Source organism: Halothermothrix orenii H 168 (assembly GCF_000020485.1).
GTDB classification, from domain to species: Bacteria; Bacillota; Halanaerobiia; order Halanaerobiales; family Halothermotrichaceae; genus Halothermothrix; species Halothermothrix orenii.
Window position 1 is genome coordinate 401,895 of record NC_011899.1, and the last position, 19,736, is coordinate 421,630.

Here is a 19,736-nt window from a genome sequence, read left to right on the forward strand (position 1 = left end):
TGACCAATGTGTATTGGTGTACCTGTAAAGATTATCAAAAAAAGAGAGTCACTGGCCCTGGCTGAACTGAATGGTGTAAAGAAAGAGATAAATATTGACCTTGTGCCTGAAGTTAAACCAGGTGATTATGTTTTATTACATGCCGGGTGTGCTATTCAGGTAGTGAATAAAAAAGAGGCAATAAGAACTTTAAAATTATTGAAAGAACTAAGCCAGGGGTAATTACAGGGGAAGGTTGATTTCAATGAAATGTGTTGATGAGTTGTCAGATAGGAAAATAATCAGCGGAATAGTCAGTAAAATTAAGGCAATTAAACTATCGGGAAAAGTAAAAATTATGGAAGTATGTGGGACTCATACTATGTCAATTTTTAAAAACGGGATTAAAAGTTTATTACCAGACAGTATTGAATTAATATCAGGTCCTGGTTGCCCTGTATGTGTAACCCCTGATATATATATTGACAAGGCCCTGGCCCTGGCAAAAAAAGAGAATGTAATTATTACTACTTTTGCTGATCTTTTAAGGGTTCCAGGGTCTTCTGGAACACTGCAGGAAATGAGAGTTAACAGAAAAAATATAACTACAGTTTATTCTCCCCTTGAAGCTGTAAAGATTGCATATAATAACCCCGGGCAGGAGGTTATTTTTCTGGCTATTGGTTTTGAAACTACCATACCTGCTATTGCACTAAGTATTATAAAAGCCAACCAACTGGGACTCAATAATTTTTCTATCTTACAATCACTTAAAATAATGCCTCCAGTATTACAGGAACTGGTTTTAGATAAAGATTTAGATGTAGATGGTTTTATTTTACCTGGGCATGTAAGTACAATTTCTGGTTTGCAGCCCTTTGAGTTTTTAGCCAGGGATTACCATGTTCCCGGGGTAGTGGCAGGTTTTGAGCCAGGTGATATTATTTTGTCAATATATACTCTGTGTAAAATGTTAAAAGATAATGATATCAGGGTAAAAAATCTGTATCCCAGGCTGGTAAGGCTTGAGGGAAACAAAAAAGCACAGGAGCTTATTAAAGAAATTTTTACACCAGTGGATAGTTACTGGCGTGGTCTGGGTACCATTACAGGCTCTGGATTGAAACTCAGGAAAGTTTATCATAGATATTCTGCCGAAAAAAAGTTTCAGTTTGGGGATACTCAATATAGGCCTGGAAAAGGGTGTATCTGTGGAGAAATATTAAAAGGCAAACAGAAACCAACTGACTGCAGATTGTTCGGCATCAAATGTACCCCGATGAAACCAGAAGGGCCGTGTATGGTTTCCCGGGAAGGGACCTGTGCTGCATATTATCGATATCGGGGGAAGGTGAATTTATAAAAAAATGAATACTATATCCCTGGCCCATGGTAATGGCGGTAAAATGATGGAAGATTTGATAGATAATCTTTTTTTGAAATATTTAAATAATGATATTATTAATAAAAAGGATGATGCTTCTCCTGTACCTGAAATCAAAGGAGTACCAGTAATTTCAACAGATACCTTTGTAGTTGATCCCATTTTCTTTCCAGGTGGTAATATAGGAAAATTATCTATATGTGGTACAGTAAATGATCTGGCTGTCACGGGTGCTATTCCCCTTTATTTGACAGTGGGGTTTATCCTGGAAGAGGGACTTCCCATAAAACACCTGGAAAAAATAATAATTTCTATGGCTGAAGTTAGCAGGGAAGCAAATGTTAAAATTGTGGCTGGCGATACTAAAGTAGTTGAACGGGGAAAAGGTGATAAAATTTTTATTAATACAACCGGAGTCGGAATGATAGGCGATAAACTAAAGCTTTCTGATGAAAATATTAAATTAGGGGATAAAGTTATCATTAATGGTTCCATAGCTGAACATGGTCTGGCAATTTTAATGGAACGGAACCAGATGGACTTCAGTACATCTATAAAAAGTGATTGTTGTACTCTGTCAGACCTCATTGTAACATTATTATCTGAAACTAATGGGATTAAATTTATGCGAGATCCTACCCGTGGAGGGATGGCTACAGTCCTGAATGAAATTGCAACCAGGTATAATGTTGGCATTGAAATTGAGGAAGAAAAAGTTCCGTTGGGGGATGAAATAAAGAGTCTTTGTAAGATACTGGGTCTGGATCCATTATATCTGGCCAATGAAGGAAAGGTATTAATTATTGCTGACAGAGAAAAAAGTGAAAAGATTGTAGATATAATGAGAAGGCACCCTTATGGTCGAAATTCATCTATAATCGGGACTATTGTAGATAATAATGATCAGCAAGTGTACCTCAAAACAAGAATCGGGGGAAAAAGAATAATTACAAAATTAATGCATGATATGCTACCTAGAATATGCTAGCTTATTATAGTTAGTATACCATGATTATAACTGGTTTTTCTGTATTCGAATAGAGTGCTAACTCCTTTGTCACTGTTCATTATAGTTGTAGAGAAAGGTTGGGCCAGTAATTAGTCAATGTAATTTAATATTTGTGTTTATTTGGATATATATATTTATTATAGTATAATGAAAGTAGATAAGAATTAATTTAACAAGATAGGAGTTGAATACTATGTTTACTTCAAGGCTGAAGGGGATAGAGGCACTGGAAATGGCCAAAAATATTGAAAAAGATGGATTTGAATTTTATCAGGAACAGGCAGACAGGGTTGATGATGATTTAAAGAAACTGTTTTTAAAATTAGCAAATGATGAAAAAGACCATTACAAGAGGTTTGAAGAATTGAAACATGATCATAAGAAAAAGACCGGGGAAGAAGATGACTATGTATACGAACCTGAAGTCAGCGCGTACTTAAGGGTGTTAGTCGAATCAACTATCTTTCCTGAAAAAGCAATAAAATCTTTTAATAACCTTGATAGTATTTTAAATTTCGCCATCCAGGCGGAAAAAGATTCTATTTTATTTTACCAGGAGTTATTAAAGTACAATAAGGGAAGAACGGCGGAAGTTTTAACCCGGTTAATTAAAGAAGAAAAGACCCATCTGTTGGACCTGACAAAATATAAAGCTGATTTAAAATAAAATGCACTATGTGTATATAGTTGAATGTAGTGACGGCAGTTTTTATACAGGGTATACCACTGATGTTGAAAGGCGGGTTAAGGAGCATAATCGGGGAATAGGGGCTAAATATACCAGGGGTAGAAGGCCGGTTAAATTAAGATACCAGGAGTGTTATTCTACGAAAAGTGAGGCAATGAGAAGGGAGTATGAGTTAAAACAGCTAACCCGTTTCCGTAAAGAAGAACTAATTAATAAAAAAGTTACAAGAACTGATAAATAAAAAGTTAAAAAATGAACTTAAATATAAATTTAAAAAGCCCGGGCATGATTCAGATAAGGGCTGTTTTAAAAAGGGGGAAGTTATGTTGAAGAAGAGGAAACTGGGAACAACTGGCCTTGAAGTTTCTGAAATTGGTTTTGGATGCTGGCAGCTGGGAAACACGAAAGACTGGCGTGGTGCTACCGGTGAAGATGCAATCCGGTTGGTCCATAAGGCTATTGAAATGGGGTGTAATTTTTTTGATACAGCTCCCAATTATGCCGGGGGAAAGAGTGAGGAATTACTGGGTAAAGCCCTTAAAGGTAAAAGGGATAAAGTTATTATTAGTTCAAAATTTGGGCATACCCCTGATGGTCAGACCAGTTTTGACCCGTCTTTATTGAAAAAATCTGTAGAAGAAAGTTTGGGAAGGCTAGAGACAGATTATTTAGATATATTGTTACTCCATAGTCCTCCCGTGGAAGTAATAAAGGGGAGTCAGGGACATTATCAAATTATGGAGGAGCTTAAAAAGGAAGGAAAAATACGTTTCTATGGGGCTTCAGTTGACACCGGTCAGCAAATGCTGGATGTTATAAATAACAGCAACTCTAGCGTTATTGAAATTCTTTTTAATCTTTTCCACCAGGAGCCCAGGAGGGTTTTCCCGAGGGCTGGAGAAGAAGGTGTGGGGTTAATTGTTAAAGTTCCACTGGATTCGGGATGGCTCACCGGTAAGTATAATGCCGACAGTACTTTTACAGGAATCAGGGAACGGTGGAGTAGAGAAGTTATTAAACGGAGGGCCTCACTGGTGGAAATGGTTAAGGACATAAAGGATGATAATACCAGTATGGTTCATGAGGCTTTAAAATATATTCTGGCTTATCCACAGGTATCAACAGTCATTCCAGGTGTTAGAACTGAAGAGCACTTAATTGAAAACTTTAAGGCAAGTGAAAGAAAACTATCTGATGATAGATTAAGGAAATATGAAGATTTATACAATAAATATATTGAGGGTAATGAGCTGCCCTGGTAAAGTCCCCTACAAAAAAATATATTTATAAATATCGGGTTTTATACAGCTATAAAAAACCTCCAGATTCTTCTGGAGGTTATAATTTTTTTCTTGTTATTTTTTAATATATATATATATTAAACGGGTTGCCCCTGGGGCTCTTTTTTCTGACTTGGTTCCTGAAAAGAAGGGGGAGTAGGAAAAGGATTGTCAAAATATTTACCCGGTGTAGATAAATCAAAATAAAGTCTCGAGTCTTCTGTTACTCCAAAGTCGTCATTAGAAGACCTTTTATTTTTTTGGACCTTGTTCAAAGCCTGTCTGAAAAGGGCATTATGTGCTTCTTCACGGTTTAATAAAAAGTCAATTGTTTCTCTGACCCCCTGGTCATCTATCTGCCTGTAAAGGTACTCGTAAACTACTTTTGCCCTTTGCTCAGCAGCAATGTCTGATAGAATATCAGCTGTAATGTCGCCGGTTACATTTACATAATTACCGGTAAACGGAGTACCGGAACCATTGGCCAGCATTGGTGCCAGGCCACTTAAAACCTGTGATTCTATTTGACCTATATTATCATTGGTGTTTGATACTTCATGTCCATTTAACATATTAATAGTTTGAGCTACCATTTCAGCATGACTAAATTCTTCAGCAGCAATGTCCAGGAACAGGTCTTTTATTTCAGGGTCCTGGATTCTAAAACTCTGGGAGAAATATTGTAGTCCTGCCTTGAGTTCACCATTTGCACCTCCGAGTTGTTCTTGAAGCATAGCAGCATAAGCGGGATTGGGTTTATCAACTTTTACTTCATGGAGCAATTTTTTTTATGATTAAACATATTGCCACCTCCAAAAATAGTATTTACAATAAAATTAATTGTATTATTAATTTTAGTTGATTTCAGAAAAAATAAATCAGGAGGACTAATTAGATACCTGGATGTAAGGAGATTAATAAAAAAATTAAGTTGGACATGGAACATTATATTTACTGATACGTCTAAATAAATAGAAAGGGGTGAAGGAGATTGGATGGAACATCTGATGAGAAGATAATCAATATGATTTTAGCTGGAGAAAAAGAACTGTTTGCCAGGCTGGTGGAAAAATATCAGAGAAAAGTCTATAATACCACCTACCGGATGTTAGGCAACAGTGAAGATGCCAGTGACCTGACCCAGGAGGCCTTTATAAAAACCTTCAGGAATCTGAAACGGTTTAGAGGGAAGGCCAGTTTTTCAACCTGGCTTTTTACCATAACAACAAATTTGTGCCGGGACGAGCTGCGGAAACGTCAGCGTCGTAGTGCTAGTCCCCATTTCCCTGATGGGCAACATTTTATGAGTGAGGATATTGAAAACATCAAAGATAATTCAAAAGTTCCCGAAGACCTCTACATGGGTAGGGAAACCATGGCTTCAATCCAGAGGGCTATTAATAAATTACCAGCTGATCAAAAAGAAGTAATAGTGTTAAGAGATATACAGGGGTTTAGCTATAAAGAGATTTCAGAAATTATAGGAGTTCCGATGGGAACTGTTAAATCGCGTTTGAGCAGGGCCAGGAAGTCTTTACAGAAACACCTCAAAAATATAGAAGGGAGGGGTTTAAAATGAATCATCAGAAACTTAAAGACCTTTTACCCCTGTATGTGGATAACGGGTTGAATGATGAGGAGAAAAACCTGGTGGAAAAACATTTAAAAGAATGTGAGGAGTGCCGCAATGAATTGAAACATTACCGGCAAAATTTTAATATACTTTCCTCAACTGAGGGGGTTGAGCCCCCACAGGATATAGTTGAGTCTGTCATGGAGGGACTTAATAACCTGGATTATAATATAGATAAAGAACAGGAGCAGAATACCTGGTCTGATAAACTCCTTAATCTCTTTAGACTAAAGGTAAGGATACCAGTTGGGGCAGTTGCTGTGGTAGTAGCAATTATCCTGAGTATAGCTTTATTTTCACCCGGCATATATAATTCCTATCAGAATTACAGTCTCTCCCGGGAAGAAATGGAGATGGGACAGGAAGCAGCCCCGGAACAGGATCTTAAGATGGCCCGTGACCGAACCATGAACAGGACAAACCTCAATCAATCTTCACCCAATACTAATCAGGAAGCAGGACTGGATCGGAAGATTATTCAAAATGCCAGTCTGGAGATTGAGACCGATGATTTTGCAGAGGTCAGCAAGGTGGTTACCGGACTGGTTACCAGCTATGAGGGCTATATTGCTAGTTCTACAAACTGGGTTACTGCTTCTGGACAGAAAAAGGTCAGTTTTACTTTAAGAATTCCAGAAAATCATTTCCACATGGTACTGGAACAGATTAAGAATATGGGGAGAGTTAAGTATAGTAGCCTGGGGAGCCGGGATGTCACCGAGGAGTTTATCGATGTTGAAGCCAGGCTTGACAACCTGAAAGAACAGGAGATAAGATACCGTAAACTCCTTGACAGAGCCGATAAAGTAGAGGATATTCTTAAAATTGAACGGGAACTGGAAAGGGTCCGCAGTACTATAGAGAGTCTGGAAGGGCGAATTGAGTATCTACAAAACCGGGTTTCATTTTCAACCATAAATGTTGTCTTCATGGAACCGGAATCAATTATGAATAGTAACCGGGGGATAATTGGTGCATTACGCCAGGCCCTGAGGGCGATGGTTGAAAGTTTTTACAACCTGATTATCAAATTAGGTGCCTGGTTACCATATATGCTTCCCCTGGTGGCAGGATATTTTATATACCGGAGACATAAATTAAAGAATAAAGAGTAGCTAATAAAGGAAAAAGATTATAATTACAGGAGAAGAGTAAATACTTCAGGATATTAAAAGCTTTTTTAATAATTAACAATATAGCGGTTAATGTATCGGTAAAAGCCCCTGGAACAGGGGCTTTTATTTATATCAAAGTTTTTTAGCATTTAATAAATGGTATCATATTCTTTTCATTAATAACTGGTAAGTTGGTTTAATAAGTTATATAATTAATACAGTTAATATTCTAATGTTGAGTCTGTAAAGGGGGGAAATTTATTTGAAGAAGCTCATACTTTATGCCAGCAAACATGGCACAACCGAAAAAGCATCAGCCTTACTGGCTGAAAAGCTTACTGGAGAAGTAGAAAGGGTTAATGTCCAGAAGAAATTTCCCGATTTAAGGGGATATGATTATATAATTATCGGAGGTTCAATCCATGCTGGACAAATTCAAAAGGAGATTAAAAAGCTCTGTGAAGATAACCTGAATATATTACTTGATAAGAAGATTGGTTTGTTTCTCTGCTGTGGCCTGGAAGATAGGGTTGATGATCAAATGAAAACAGGGTTTGGAAGTAAATTATACGAACATGCCCGGGTCAGGGGTTATTTTGGGTATGAATTTAACTTTGATAAAATGAATTTTCTGGAAAGGCTTGTTGTTAAGGTACTGGCCAAAGTCAAAGAGAGCAAGTCCTCTATTTATGAAGAAAATATAGAGGACTTTGCAAATAAAATTAATGAAAGCCTGACATAATAATTAAAAAAGGGTGATAGACTCTTGAGTAAGAAAATTATTACTGCAGGGCTGATTTTATTTATAATGCTGGCAATTGTGTTTGGTTTTAATTCCTATAAAAAAATAGACCGGGTACGGAGTATGGATATTAATGATATTAATCTGGGCAATGTAAGGGATGGAATCTATACAGGGAGTTATGATGCCGGGCTTGTTTCCGCCCGGGTCAGGGTAGCTGTTAAAAATCATAGGATTACCAGAATAGAAATCATGGAACATAATAACGGTCGGGGAGAACCGGCTGAAAATATTGTTAAAAAAATCTTAAAAAAACAGTCCCTCAAGGTTGATGCTATAAGTGGTGCTACCATCAGCAGTAAGGTTATATGTAAGGCTATTGAGATAGGTCTTGAAAAGGGTCAATAGGTGATTTAAAATATAAGAATATATTCTGGATTACCCCATCAAATATGGTGGGGTTTTTAATTGGATAACGGTAATTTCAGGAGAGATTTCAATAAAATAAAGGAACAGAGAATCAGGTGTTGAATTTATACAATATAAAAAGTTACTAAGAAATGAGGTTGGTTGGTTGTGAAATTTAAAAAAGGTTACTTGTGTACATATTTAACAATTTTTGTTGTAGTAACCGGTTTTATGTTTTTAATTAATATTCAAACCACCCGACTCCTCAGTAATGACAAGATTTATAAAATTGTTAATTATAGTTTAGATGGTAGTTCCGATGATTTACATTATCGTTTGCTGGAAGAAGGACAGCGCCTTTTCAAATTTAAGACAATTATCCCTGAATCAAAACTGCCAGCAACACTGGATGGAAACTATAAAATTATTATTCATCGTCTGGCTGGTCAGTGGTATCGTGTTTATATAAATGATGTCTTAATAGGGAGCCTGGGTGACATCAAAAAAGGATACAGCAATATCTGGAATGCTTTTGGTGTTTATGACCTTGATCAGGATTTGTTACAGGAAAGAAATGAATTAGTGATAGAAGTATATGGGCTCTATGAAGTTGGTTTATTGGGTTATCCTGTTATGATAACTGATAATGTGACCGCCAACAGGTTATCAAACTGGTTTATAATATTAATTCGTAACATAAAACTAGTTGCCATCGGTGTTTTGTTAACAGCATTTATTATATTAATTCTTCTTATAAAAATGTCTAAAAAAATAAAAAGGGAATACGTCTACTATGCTCTGGGGGCTTTTACAATTATTTTTATGGTCCTGGATTACCAGGTTATGTACAGGCTACCTGTTCCCCCTATTTTATTTAAAAAGTTTATTATATCAGGTATTTATCTGGCCAGTTTCTTTATTTCGATTGGTTTATATAAGCAATTTAAGGTTCAATTAAATCTGGTTCTGGGATTAATGGTACTGGGCAGTGCAGGTTATCTTATTATCTTTCCCGGGAATATGGTAGATTTTAAGAAGTCTTATAGCTTATTAAATCTTTTAATTTCTTTAAATGTCCTGGGATGGTTTTATGCCGGGGCTTTAAATTTTAAAAAGTCCCTCTATGCCCGGGTTTTTTCTATCTGCAGTTTTGTTTTATTTGTCCTGGCCAGCTGTGATATTTACCATATTTTGATGAATAGAGGCTTTGTTATATCAATGTCTATTATTGGGGTGGCTGTTTTCTCTATAGGGATAGTTTTCTTGATAATCATTGATTATATAATAATGCAGGGTCAGGTAGTATATGAGAAGAAAAAATCCCGCTTTTTTTATGAAAAATCTATCAGGGATAGCATGACCGGGATTTATAACCACCATTATATTGTTTCGACTTTGTCCAGGATGAAAGAACCTTTTTCCCTGGTTGTTCTTGATCTTGATAATTTCAAGAATATAAATGACACTTATGGGCATCTGGCTGGTGATGAAGTCATTAAAAATGTTGCTATTAATTTACAAAACAGTATCCGCAAATATGATTATGTGGGAAGGTATGGCGGGGATGAATTTGTAATTATTTTAATGAACTGTTCTTTAGATGAACTTAAAATGATGGCTAAAAAAATAAAAAGAGCTGTTGAAGAACCTGTGTATAAGTATAAGGGTAATAAAATCAGGGTGACTGCCTCTATGGGCATATATAATGCAACAGAAAAAGAGGAAGGCGAACAGGTTATTTACCGGGCAGATCAGGCCCTGTATGCGGCCAAAAAAAGTGGTAGGTCCGGTATAAAAATGTGGACAAAATCTGAATTTAGTGATGAGAGGGGGGAATAACCCCCTTTTTTGGTTTCATATTTTTTTTTAATAGTATCCTTTAGTTATAATGGTTCTGATACAATTTTATAAGCTTATTCTTAGTCTATTCCTTTAAAAATATTATATATTATATCTTATATATTATCAGGAAGAAGAGGAAGGATTTTTTATAATAAACAAGAATTATATAATGATAACAAAACTTATGTTCACTTTAAAATGTGGTTTTGATGGACTGTATACAAAATCAATATAAGTTTATTGTACATGAACTTATAACTGTTGTTATAAAAAGGGGGAGAGGTCCTTTGAGAATTTTACATACTGCTGACTGGCATCTGGGGAAACACCTGGAGGGATGGAGTAGATATGAAGAACAAAAAGAATTTGTTGAAGAAATAATTGAAATAGCTGATGATAATAAGGTAGACATGGTTTTAATATGTGGGGATATATTTGACACTACTAACCCTCCAGCGGAGGCGGAACAGCTTTTTTTTCAGGCGATGGATTACCTGTCAAAAGGTGGGGAGAGGGTAATCTGTTTGATCTCTGGTAACCATGATAGTCCCAACCGTCTTATGGCCCCGGGGCCTCTGGCTTCCAGACAGGGAATTTTTATTATGGATGAGCCCCGGGGAGACAGGTATAAGCTGGATGATGACCGGGTGTTAAACCGTGGTCAGGGGTACATAGAACTTGAAATTAACGGAGAAGGTGTTGTCCTTACGGCTCTGCCCTATCCTTCTGAGAGCCGGTTAAACCAGGTCTTTTCATGGACCGGTGATGACCGGGCAGTGCAGGAAAGTTATTCCCGTCGAGTGGGTCAGATTTTTTCCCATTTAGAGCAATATTATCGTGAAAATACAATCAACATTGCCATGAGTCACCTTTTCGTTGCCGGGGGTCAGACTACCCGGTCTGAAAGACCCATCCAGGTTGGTGGCAGCCTGACAGTATTACCGGAACACCTTCCAGAAAAATCCCAGTACACAGCCCTGGGCCACCTCCATCGTTATCAAATTGCTTCTTCAGCCCGGAGGGCTTACTATTCAGGTTCTCCGTTGCAGTATAGCCTCAGTGAAAAAGATCATAAAAAGTGTGTTAACCTTGTAGAGCTTCATCCGGGAGAGGAGGCCCGGATTGAACAGGTTGAATTGACAACAAAAAAACCAATCGAGGTCTGGGAAGCAGAAGGGGTTGAAGAGGCTATAAAAATGGTTGAGGCCAATAAGGACCGTTCTGTCTGGGCATACCTTTATATAAATGTGGATAAAACTCTACTTCAGTCTGAAATTAAAAAAATAAAGGAAATTAAAAAGGATATTCTATGTATTAACCCCATAACCCCTGAAGAGAAATATGAATGGGAAACTATAAAGATGCCTGATGAGGACCTGGATATAATGGAATTGTTTAAAGAATATTATCGTAAGACAAAAAAAGTTGAGCCTGATGACGATATTATCAGGATGTTTAGCAGTATTGTTAATGATACCAGGGAAAAGGGGGAGCATGATGAGACCGCTGCTTCTTAAAATTTCGGGTTTAAATAGCTTTGTCCAGGAAGAGATTATTAATTTTAAAAAGCTGACCGAAAAAGGGTTATTTGGTATTTTTGGTCCCACCGGGAGTGGTAAGTCGAGTATTTTAGATGCCATAACCATTGCCCTTTATGGGAAAATAGCAAGGGATACCAAAGAATTTATTAATAAAGAGACCGGCGAGCTTTATGTCTATTTCGAATTTGCCATGGGAAGTAATCAAAAGACTTATTGTATTGACAGAAAACTGAAGACCTCTGATAACAATGGATATACTACCTCACGGGTTCGCCTTGCCATTAAAGAAAATGGCAAGGTTGAGGAAGTCTATGAAAAAGTGAGGGAAGTCGAGGATAAGGTTGAAAAAATTATTGGCCTTAATCATGAGGATTTTATGCGAACCGTGGTTTTACCCCAGGGACAGTTTAGTGAGTTTTTAACCCTTCAAGGAAAGAAACGGCGGGACATGCTGGAAAGGATTCTTAACCTGGAAGAGTTTGGTGAAAGATTGATGGAGAAATTGCGGTTACGGAAAAATATAAAAGAGAGTCAACTAAAAAGTGTGGAAACTATCCTGACCAGTTATGAGGATGTATCAGAAAAGAGTCTTGAAGATATCCTCAATAAACTTGAAAATCTTAAGAAAGAAATTGGTTATAAAAAAAAGAGGTTACAGGAAAAGAGAAATGAGTATGAGAAATATAAAGAAGTCTGGACCAGGCAGAAACAGCTTTTAAAATACCAGGAAAAACTTGATACTCTAGAGGAACGTTCTGAGAGAATCTCTAACCTTAAAAACAAAATGGAACAGGCTAAAAAGGCCCTGAACCTGAAAAAAGATATAAACAGGCTGGAAAGATATCATCAGGAGCGAAAAGAAACTAACCAGAAGGTAGAGAATCTGGAGAAAATGATTGTAGATTTAAGGGAAAAGAGGGATAGATATAACCGTGAGTACGAAGAGAGCCTCAGGGCAAAAGAAAAAGAATTACCTGACCTAACAAAAAAGAAACTGGAAATCAAGGATGCTATTAAACTCTATGAGCAAAATAAAGGGATAAAAAAAGAGGTAACCGGGAAAGCAGAAAAATTAAAACAAATGGTGCAGGATAAAAATAGTCTTGAAGAATATTTAAAAAGGGGTCAGGAAAAATCCCGGGTGATCAAACAGCAAATCAAAGACCTGGAAGACATCATTGAAAAACAGGTCATTAATTCAGATTACCGGAAAACAATAATGGCAGGGCTTAACCTTGAAAGAGACTATAAGCAGGTTCAAAAAGACATTAAGGTGATTAATCAGGGGATAAAGAGGCTTGAAAGGGAAATATGGAGCCTTGATGAAAAGAGGAAGGATAAATCTGGAGAATTAAAAAGAATTGAAAGTGGAATCCTTTATCAATATGAAAAAATAATTGGTGATAAAGAAAAAGCGGAGAGGGAGTTAAACGGGCAGAAGGAAAAACTTGAAGATGACATTAATAAAAAAAGAAAACAACTGGAAGATTTAGAAAAGGAAATTGAAGATTATAAAATTAGAAATCTGGCAGGTATTCTGGCCGGGAAATTAACTGAGGGTTCTCCATGCCCGGTCTGTGGCTCGACTGAACACCCCCGGGTAGCTGAGAAAATTGATAAAGCGGGGCTTCAAAAGCTCCTGAATACCAGAAAAGAGATCGATAGCAAATTAACGGAATTAGAGGAGAGGTTAAATAAATATAATTCCGGGATGAGTATTTTAAATAAAGAACTTACCAGATTACGGCAGGAAAAAGAAGAAGTGATTTTATCATTTGACAATGTTCTGTCAGAACTTGAAGAATATGATGGAGTTTTAACAACAGGTCCGGGGGAGTTGAGAAGAAAGAGGGACAGGGTAAAAAATGAGTTGACAAAATATACTACCCAGTTGGAAACAAAGCAAAAAGATCTTGCTGACAGGAAAGATAAAATGAAAGAATTAAAGAGTCTTAATAGTACCTTGAAACAGGAGTATTTTAAATTAATCGGGGAACTTGGCATTGATGATATTGCTGATGAACTTGAAAATATAAATAAAAAGGATAAAGAGAGGGAAAATTACCAGAAGAGGCTTACCCAATTACGTCAGCAGTATGAAAAGATTAATAACCGGATTGAAAATTACCGGGTTAGCTTTAATGAAACTGAGAGGGAAATTACGATTTTTGAACATAAGATACAAACACTAAAGGATAAATATCAGGAAAATAGAAAAGAGATTGAAAATAAGGTTGGTGACAGGGATCCCCTTCATTATTTAAAAGAGGTTGAAAGCCGGGAAGAAGAGTTGAAAAAAAGGGTAGATAAATATAAAAAGGCCCTTGAAGATACTACAGACCTTTTAAATAACAAAGAACGTCTTATGGAGAGGTTAAAACAAAACCGGGCTACCCTGATAAAAGAAATCAGTGATACAGAGCAATATTTAAAAGAGAAAATGGATGAGTATAAATTTGAGAGTTTTGATGATGTACGCAAATACCTGTCCTGGGAAAACCAGATCAGGGCCTGGGAGGAAGAAATAACTGAGTTTGAAGATTTAAAAAAAGAGGTAGAAAGTAATATTACCAGATTAAAAATGGAGCTTAACGGACAGTCCATCAGTCAGGAGCGGTGGACTAAAATAAAGGCTGACAGGGAAAGCCTTGAAGAGAATCTCAGCAGGCTACAGGAAGAACTTGGTTCCTGTAAGCAGACTATTGAGGAATTGAAAAGAAAGCTGGAGCTTAAGCGCAAAAATCAGGAGAAAAAAGAGGAACTGGAGCATGACCTGGCAGTTATTAAGGATATTAATGACCTTATCAGGGGCAAAAGTTTTGTTGAATTTGTGGCCATGAAACAGCTGAGGTATATAGCCCTGGAGGCTTCCAGCAGGTTGATGGAAATAACTAATAACAGGTACAAACTGGAGCTGGATAATCAGGGTGAATTCGTTATCTGTGATAATTACAATGGAGGTGTCAGGAGAGACTGTAAAACCCTGTCCGGAGGAGAAACTTTCCTGACATCCCTGTCACTGGCCCTGTCCCTGTCCTCCCATATTCAGCTCAAGGGTAATTCAAATATGGAATTTTTCTTCCTTGATGAGGGGTTTGGAACACTGGATGTCAACCTGTTGGATATTGTTATGAATTCACTGGAGCGGTTGCATAATGAACACCTGACGGTCGGTATTATCAGTCATGTTGAAGAACTTAAAAACAGGGTCCCGGTTAAGCTTATGGTCGAACCGGCTGAACCGGGACTTCATGGTAGCCGGGTCAGGATTGAATATACATAAGTTGTCTGTGTTGATGTATTAGAAAAATTAATTTTACAAAATTTTAATTAAATAACCGCAGCCAGCTGGCTGCGGTTATTTATTTGATAGCAAGGTTTACCGGATATATAATGTTTTGATAGCTTTATGAACAACTAATTTTCCAGCTAATCATAATTTGAACATATTCACCTCATTTGCCAGTTCTTCTGCCATTCTGGCAAGCTTATTGGCAGAGGAGACTATTTCCTGAGTTGAGGCAACCTGCTCTTCACTGGAAGCGGTTATGCAAACATTTCATAAAATAAAAATGGGAATATAAAAATAATTAAAGGGGAGGATTTTTATATTTGGAGCAGAAATATATAAATAATTATAATCATTTGCTCAAAACGAAATTTAAATGTGTGTAAAGGATGATAAAGAAATGGAAAAGAGATTCAGGAAAAATAAATTTTATAAAAAGGTATTAATATTTGCCTGGCATGGTTTTTTTCTATCCCTGACCATGTCTATGATAGATTTCAATACTGTCTTTCCGTCCCTTATAACAGAATTGACAGAAGTAAAAGTTGTTTTTGGCCTGTTGTATTCGATTATGCTGGGAGCCCCCCTGGTTTTTAATATCATCTTTAGTCATTTCATGCAATATTACCCCTTTAAAAAGAAATTCCTCCTGATCGGAATCTATGTCAGGAGTTTCTCATTTCTGGGTATGGCAGTCTTTACATATATTTTTGGCCGTTCAAATCCAGCCCTGGTAATATTCAGTTTCTTTTTCTGGGTATTTCTCTTTTCGATAAGCGGTGGCTTTGCTGGACTTGCTTTTACGGACATTATCGGGAAATTATTTAGAAAAGAGGAGAGAGGCCGGGTTTATGCCATCAAACAATTTTTCAGTAGCCTGGCGGCCTTATTTGGTGGTTCCATTGTAGCCAGAATCTTTAGTATAGAAGAATTTCCGCTCAACTATACCTACAGTTTAATAGTAGGATTTATCGGTTTATTTATTGCTGCCCTGGCATTCTGGTTAATTAAAGAGCCACCATCAGAGATTGGTGATAAAAAAAGGGAATCTTTAAGATTCTTTTTAAAAAGGTTCCTGTTATCTTAAAAGAAGATAAAAGATTTTTCCGCTTTATTACTGTAGAGAATCTGACCAGCCTTAGTCTAATGGCCCTTCCATTTTATATTGTATTTGCCAGAGAGGTATTTGAAATTGGTGAATCATATATAGGGCGGTATTTACTTTTTCAGATTGGGGGTACCATTATTTCCAACATAATCTGGGATTATCTTTCCAGAAAAGCTGGTTCTTTGATGGTAGTCCGTACCTGTATACTACTGGGTGGATTAATTCCCGTGGTGGCCATTTTAACTTCTTTTTATGGACCGGATGTATTTGTTATTGTATTTATTCTAATAGGTTTTATAAAAAGTGGCCGTCGAATCGGCTTTGACCCTTACTTACTGGAAATAGCTCCTGAGGGAAAGAGAACTGTTTATTTGGGGGTAAGGGGTACTCTTAATTTTTTGATTGTTCTTATGCCAGTCTTCGGGGGTGTATTTATTGATCTGGTTGGTTTTTATATAACATTTATTATTGTATCACTTGTTATGTTTATAGCATATAAAATGGTGAAGGGGCCATCACCAAAATAAATCAGAGTGGATACTATATCATTTGTTTGACTTATATGTATTTATTAGTTATAATTAGTTAATATAAACTAACTAATGAAAATATATTAACTAATATGATAAGCCAGGGAGGACAGTTCAAATGGGAACACAGGATTCTTTAATTGAGGTAATTGAGAAGCTTTCTGCTATGATGGGAGAGTTTGAGGATAGAGCCCTTAATAGTGATGAACTGGCAGACTTAACGGTTAAGCAATTACATTATCTTGATGTTATAAAAAAATATAAAAAACCGACTTTTACAGACCTGGCTGAAGAAATGGGGGTAACCAAACCCACTGTAACCCTTGCGGTAAATAAATTGATAAATCAGGGTTATGTTAAAAAAGTACAGTCTGCTGAAGACCGGAGGGTATACCACCTGTTACTGACTGAAATGGGGGAAAGGGTGGTCGACGTTCATGATAAAGCACACCGGGACTTTGCGCGGCAGTTTATGAAGTGCCTCAATGATGAGGAACTTAATCAGCTAGTGACCATATTTAAAAAGGTTGTTAAATGTGAGTAGAAAAAAATTTATTAATATAGTTAGTTATATCAAACTAACTAATATATGCATATATTATATAAGAGTTAATATATCCACTATAAGGGTTAATATATCCATGTAAAAAAAGGAGTGTTTTTATGATGGAGGAAGAGAGATATAGAGAAACCAGGAAGGTCAGCTTTATTAGTATTGTTATCAATATAATATTATCAGTAGCAAAAATATTTATAGGTATCAGTTTTGCCAGTAAAGCATTACTGGCTGATGGGGTACATTCTGTTTCCGATATTGCCTCAACGGTTGTGGTCTTAATAAGTATTAAGTTTTCCCAGAATCCAGCAGATGAAAGACACCCCTACGGTCATGGAAAAGCGGAACAAATAGGGACTGCTCTCCTTGGTCTTATGCTGTTAATTACGGGTTTAACTTTAATAAAAGATACGGCTGGAAATATGATAACAGGTGAAATAACTGTTCCCGGGCAGATTACCCTGTGGATAGCCTTAATTTCAATTATAAGTAAAGAAGCCCTGTATCAGTACACGGTTAAGATTGGTAAGAAAATAAACAGTAAAGGTTTGGTTGCCGATGCCCACCACCACCGGTCAGATGCCCTGTCTTCTGTGGCTGCCCTTGCAGGTATTGCCGGGGCCCGACTTGGATATCCGTTCCTCGACCCCCTGGCCGGTTTGATAGTAGCCCTCCTTATTATTAAAATCAGTATAGAAATTATAAAAGAAGCTGTTCATGAGCTAATGGATGGAATTCCTGATGAAGATAAGATAGTTAAAATCAGAAAAATAGCAGAGAATGTCAGTGGAGTAAAAGATATAGGTGATATAAAGATTCGCTCCTATGGCCCCCACCTTATTGTGGACCTGACTGTTGCTGTTGATAAAAACTTAAAAGTAATTGAGGGACATCAGGTGGCAGCAAATATTAAAAACGAATTACTGAATAGTGATTCTAATGTGGAGGATGTTCTGGTTCATGTTGACCCCTGGCAGGAAGGATAGTTCCTTCCCTGTAAGGGTTTTTTTTTAAGCAATTTTGTACATGGGTAGTTGACAAGTCGTTATTAAAATATTATACTTGTATATACAAGATACTTATCTATACAAGTTTGCATCGGCCCTGTGGATAATAAAAATTTCAAATTCCGTAAAAGGTTCTCATACCAGGGGGCTTTAATAGTTTGTTTTCATGGTCTCAAAACTCATGATTACCATTAAAAAGTAAATATTTTAAAGGATAATAAATCATAATTATTGTCTTAGTAATGATCTAATAGGGGAGGAATTTTGTTAGATGGGTAAACCGGTTTTACCAACCTATAAAACGATAGCAGCTGAAATTACCAATAGGATACATGAAGGCGAATATAAGTCGGGTAGTTACCTTCCTTCAGAAAATCAGTTAGCCAGGGAGTTTGAAGTTACCAGGACTACAATTAGAAAGGCCTTAAATATTTTAAAAGAAAGAGGGACCATTGAAAGCCACCAGGGTAAAGGTTATCGGGTTAAGTTACTTCACTGGGAACAGAGCCTGTTAACTTTTTATAGTTTTGGACGTGATATTGCCTGGAAAGTGCAGAACCCGGAAACAAGGTTGCTTTCCTATAATAAAATCAGGGGTCTAAAAAATATTAATGAGTTCATTAATACCGAATTATGGGAGATTACCCGGTTAAGGTTTATGAATGAAATCCCATTAATTTTAGAGACTTCATATATTCCTGTAAAGGTTATGCCAGAATTTAAAGAAGAAGACCTTAAACAGAATTCACTATATAATTTATTAAAAGAAAATGGTGTTCATATTGTAAAAGCTAAAGAATATCTGGAACCAGTATTACCATCACTGGAAGACCAGAAATTATTGAATATCAAACAGAATACCCCTCTATTTCAAACCCTTAGATATACCTATGATTCTAATGAGAAACTACTTGAAGTAAGGGAAAGTTTGATCAGGGGTGACCACTTCCGGTTTTCTGTAGAAATGACTTTATAAGAGGCAAATAACCTATGAAAAAATCTTTGAAAAACCTGGTAAAGCTATTTTTCGTTTTTTTAAAAATAGGTTTATTTACCTTCGGGGGTGGTTTTGCCATGATTCCCCTGATGGAAAAAGAGATAGTCCGTAAACATGGGTGGATAGAGAAAGAAAAGTTTATTGATGCTATTTCTATTACCCAGTCAGTGCCAGGAGCTGTTGCCATTAACCTTGCTACCTTTTTTGGTTATAATCTGGCCGGGATTCCCGGGGCTATAGTTGCTGCAACAGGGACAGCTTTACCGTCTTTTGTAATAGTCCTTATAATTGCCATGGGGTTCAGTAAATTTAATAATAACCAGGTTGTTAAAAATATGTTTAAAGGTATCAGGCCTGCTGTTGTCGGATTAATAATATATGCCGGGCTGGATTTGGCCAGGCATATTGACTGGTCAAAGTTTTTGCTTTGTACTTTTTTAATGACAGTAGTAGCTATCATTATCTTTAATATAAACCCAGTATCCCTTATCTTGACAGCTATTGTTACTGGATTACTGGTTTACCAGAGGAATACCGGAAGAGATGACCAGGAAGAGGCTGAAGCAACATCGTTTAAAATACAGGAGTCTTAAATAATTATTATGGGTTTAAGATATTAAAAAATTAT

Annotated in this window: 19 protein-coding genes and 1 pseudogene; 19 read left to right on the forward strand and 1 reads right to left on the reverse strand. The window is 36.7% G+C overall.

The genetic code is table 11. From position 1 onward, the window contains the following. Positions 1 to 6: 6 nt before the first annotated feature. The 6 genes from HORE_RS02085 (at position 7) to HORE_RS02110 (ending at position 4,322) form a co-directional block, all read left to right on the forward strand. On the forward strand, positions 7 to 222 hold the full coding sequence (locus tag HORE_RS02085) for a HypC/HybG/HupF family hydrogenase formation chaperone (protein WP_012635337.1): 216 nt from the start codon (positions 7 to 9) through the stop codon (positions 220 to 222). Positions 223 to 244: 22 nt separating this feature from the next. Next, a complete protein-coding gene (gene hypD, locus HORE_RS02090) occupies positions 245 to 1,342 on the forward strand; it encodes a hydrogenase formation protein HypD (protein WP_012635338.1) in 1,098 nt (365 codons plus the stop codon). A gap of 4 nt (positions 1,343 to 1,346) precedes the next feature. Then, positions 1,347 to 2,351 (forward strand): hydrogenase expression/formation protein HypE, encoded by a 1,005-nt coding sequence (gene hypE / locus HORE_RS02095; protein ID WP_012635339.1) that lies wholly within the window; start codon positions 1,347 to 1,349, stop codon positions 2,349 to 2,351. Positions 2,352 to 2,565: 214 nt separating this feature from the next. Then, the gene (locus HORE_RS02100; protein ID WP_012635340.1) at positions 2,566 to 3,039 is read left to right on the forward strand and encodes a ferritin family protein; all 474 of its coding nucleotides are present in this window, start codon (positions 2,566 to 2,568) and stop codon (positions 3,037 to 3,039) included. Between the two features lies 1 nt (position 3,040). After that, complete coding sequence (locus HORE_RS02105; protein WP_012635341.1) at positions 3,041 to 3,301, forward strand: GIY-YIG nuclease family protein; 261 nt, start codon at positions 3,041 to 3,043, stop codon at positions 3,299 to 3,301. A gap of 82 nt (positions 3,302 to 3,383) precedes the next feature. Beyond that, complete coding sequence (locus HORE_RS02110) at positions 3,384 to 4,322, forward strand: aldo/keto reductase (protein ID WP_012635342.1); 939 nt, start codon at positions 3,384 to 3,386, stop codon at positions 4,320 to 4,322. A 116-nt stretch (positions 4,323 to 4,438) separates the two neighbouring features. On the opposite strand, the pseudogene HORE_RS02115 reads toward HORE_RS02110, so the two are convergent. Continuing rightward, a pseudogene (locus tag HORE_RS02115) lies at positions 4,439 to 5,142 on the reverse strand (manganese catalase family protein). A 189-nt stretch (positions 5,143 to 5,331) separates the two neighbouring features. Between HORE_RS02115 and HORE_RS02120 the strand changes: the two are divergent. The 13 genes from HORE_RS02120 (at position 5,332) to HORE_RS02180 (ending at position 19,701) form a co-directional block, all read left to right on the forward strand. Beyond that, positions 5,332 to 5,919 (forward strand): sigma-70 family RNA polymerase sigma factor, encoded by a 588-nt coding sequence (locus HORE_RS02120; protein ID WP_012635344.1) that lies wholly within the window; start codon positions 5,332 to 5,334, stop codon positions 5,917 to 5,919. Then, on the forward strand, positions 5,916 to 7,088 hold the full coding sequence (locus HORE_RS12280) for a DUF4349 domain-containing protein (RefSeq protein WP_012635345.1): 1,173 nt from the start codon (positions 5,916 to 5,918) through the stop codon (positions 7,086 to 7,088). The genes HORE_RS02120 and HORE_RS12280 overlap by 4 nt, the downstream gene beginning before the upstream one ends. A gap of 262 nt (positions 7,089 to 7,350) precedes the next feature. Then, positions 7,351 to 7,830, forward strand: a complete 480-nt coding sequence (locus HORE_RS02130) for a flavodoxin domain-containing protein (RefSeq protein WP_012635346.1) — start codon at positions 7,351 to 7,353, stop codon at positions 7,828 to 7,830. 24 nt (positions 7,831 to 7,854) lie between these two features. Beyond that, positions 7,855 to 8,238, forward strand: a complete 384-nt coding sequence (locus tag HORE_RS02135) for an FMN-binding protein (protein WP_012635347.1) — start codon at positions 7,855 to 7,857, stop codon at positions 8,236 to 8,238. A 168-nt stretch (positions 8,239 to 8,406) separates the two neighbouring features. Then, entirely contained in the window at positions 8,407 to 10,077 is a 1,671-nt protein-coding gene (locus tag HORE_RS02140) for a GGDEF domain-containing protein (RefSeq protein WP_012635348.1), read from the forward strand. A gap of 290 nt (positions 10,078 to 10,367) precedes the next feature. Further along, positions 10,368 to 11,597 carry a metallophosphoesterase family protein gene (locus HORE_RS02145; RefSeq protein WP_041606251.1) on the forward strand — a complete coding sequence of 410 codons (1,230 nt, stop codon included), beginning with the start codon at positions 10,368 to 10,370 and terminating at the stop codon, positions 11,595 to 11,597. After that, positions 11,578 to 14,904: an AAA family ATPase gene (locus HORE_RS02150; RefSeq protein WP_012635350.1), complete on the forward strand. Its 3,327-nt coding sequence runs from the start codon at positions 11,578 to 11,580 to the stop codon at positions 14,902 to 14,904. The genes HORE_RS02145 and HORE_RS02150 overlap by 20 nt, the downstream gene beginning before the upstream one ends. Before the next feature lie 406 nt (positions 14,905 to 15,310). After that, positions 15,311 to 15,997, forward strand: coding sequence for an MFS transporter (locus tag HORE_RS02155; protein WP_041605783.1), 687 nt, complete (start codon positions 15,311 to 15,313; stop codon positions 15,995 to 15,997). A gap of 59 nt (positions 15,998 to 16,056) precedes the next feature. Next, positions 16,057 to 16,545 (forward strand): MFS transporter, encoded by a 489-nt coding sequence (locus HORE_RS02160; protein WP_041605786.1) that lies wholly within the window; start codon positions 16,057 to 16,059, stop codon positions 16,543 to 16,545. A gap of 121 nt (positions 16,546 to 16,666) precedes the next feature. Next, entirely contained in the window at positions 16,667 to 17,092 is a 426-nt protein-coding gene (locus HORE_RS02165; RefSeq protein ID WP_012635351.1) for a MarR family winged helix-turn-helix transcriptional regulator, read from the forward strand. Between the two features lie 119 nt (positions 17,093 to 17,211). Beyond that, positions 17,212 to 18,090 (forward strand): cation diffusion facilitator family transporter, encoded by an 879-nt coding sequence (locus HORE_RS02170; protein WP_012635352.1) that lies wholly within the window; start codon positions 17,212 to 17,214, stop codon positions 18,088 to 18,090. Positions 18,091 to 18,382: 292 nt separating this feature from the next. Beyond that, positions 18,383 to 19,087: a GntR family transcriptional regulator gene (locus HORE_RS02175; RefSeq protein ID WP_012635353.1), complete on the forward strand. Its 705-nt coding sequence runs from the start codon at positions 18,383 to 18,385 to the stop codon at positions 19,085 to 19,087. 14 nt (positions 19,088 to 19,101) lie between these two features. After that, the gene (locus tag HORE_RS02180) at positions 19,102 to 19,701 is read left to right on the forward strand and encodes a chromate transporter (RefSeq protein WP_012635354.1); all 600 of its coding nucleotides are present in this window, start codon (positions 19,102 to 19,104) and stop codon (positions 19,699 to 19,701) included. Positions 19,702 to 19,736 lie beyond the last annotated feature (35 nt).

Bases quoted from the DNA above. Each gene is read 5' to 3' on its own strand.
- HORE_RS02085 (WP_012635337.1), top strand. From the start codon at position 7: ATGTGTATTGGTGTACCTGTAAAGATTATCAAAAAAAGAGAGTCACTG.
- hypD (WP_012635338.1), top strand. From the start codon at position 245: ATGAAATGTGTTGATGAGTTGTCAGATAGGAAAATAATCAGCGGAATA.
- hypE (WP_012635339.1), top strand. From the start codon at position 1,347: ATGAATACTATATCCCTGGCCCATGGTAATGGCGGTAAAATGATGGAA.
- HORE_RS02100 (WP_012635340.1), top strand. From the start codon at position 2,566: ATGTTTACTTCAAGGCTGAAGGGGATAGAGGCACTGGAAATGGCCAAA.
- HORE_RS02105 (WP_012635341.1), top strand. From the start codon at position 3,041: ATGCACTATGTGTATATAGTTGAATGTAGTGACGGCAGTTTTTATACA.
- HORE_RS02110 (WP_012635342.1), top strand. From the start codon at position 3,384: ATGTTGAAGAAGAGGAAACTGGGAACAACTGGCCTTGAAGTTTCTGAA.
- HORE_RS12280 (WP_012635345.1), top strand. From the start codon at position 5,916: ATGAATCATCAGAAACTTAAAGACCTTTTACCCCTGTATGTGGATAAC.
- HORE_RS02150 (WP_012635350.1), top strand. From the start codon at position 11,578: ATGAGACCGCTGCTTCTTAAAATTTCGGGTTTAAATAGCTTTGTCCAG.
- HORE_RS02155 (WP_041605783.1), top strand. From the start codon at position 15,311: ATGGAAAAGAGATTCAGGAAAAATAAATTTTATAAAAAGGTATTAATA.
- HORE_RS02160 (WP_041605786.1), top strand. From the start codon at position 16,057: ATGGCCCTTCCATTTTATATTGTATTTGCCAGAGAGGTATTTGAAATT.
- HORE_RS02165 (WP_012635351.1), top strand. From the start codon at position 16,667: ATGGGAACACAGGATTCTTTAATTGAGGTAATTGAGAAGCTTTCTGCT.
- HORE_RS02170 (WP_012635352.1), top strand. From the start codon at position 17,212: ATGATGGAGGAAGAGAGATATAGAGAAACCAGGAAGGTCAGCTTTATT.
- HORE_RS02175 (WP_012635353.1), top strand. From the start codon at position 18,383: ATGGGTAAACCGGTTTTACCAACCTATAAAACGATAGCAGCTGAAATT.
- HORE_RS02180 (WP_012635354.1), top strand. From the start codon at position 19,102: ATGAAAAAATCTTTGAAAAACCTGGTAAAGCTATTTTTCGTTTTTTTA.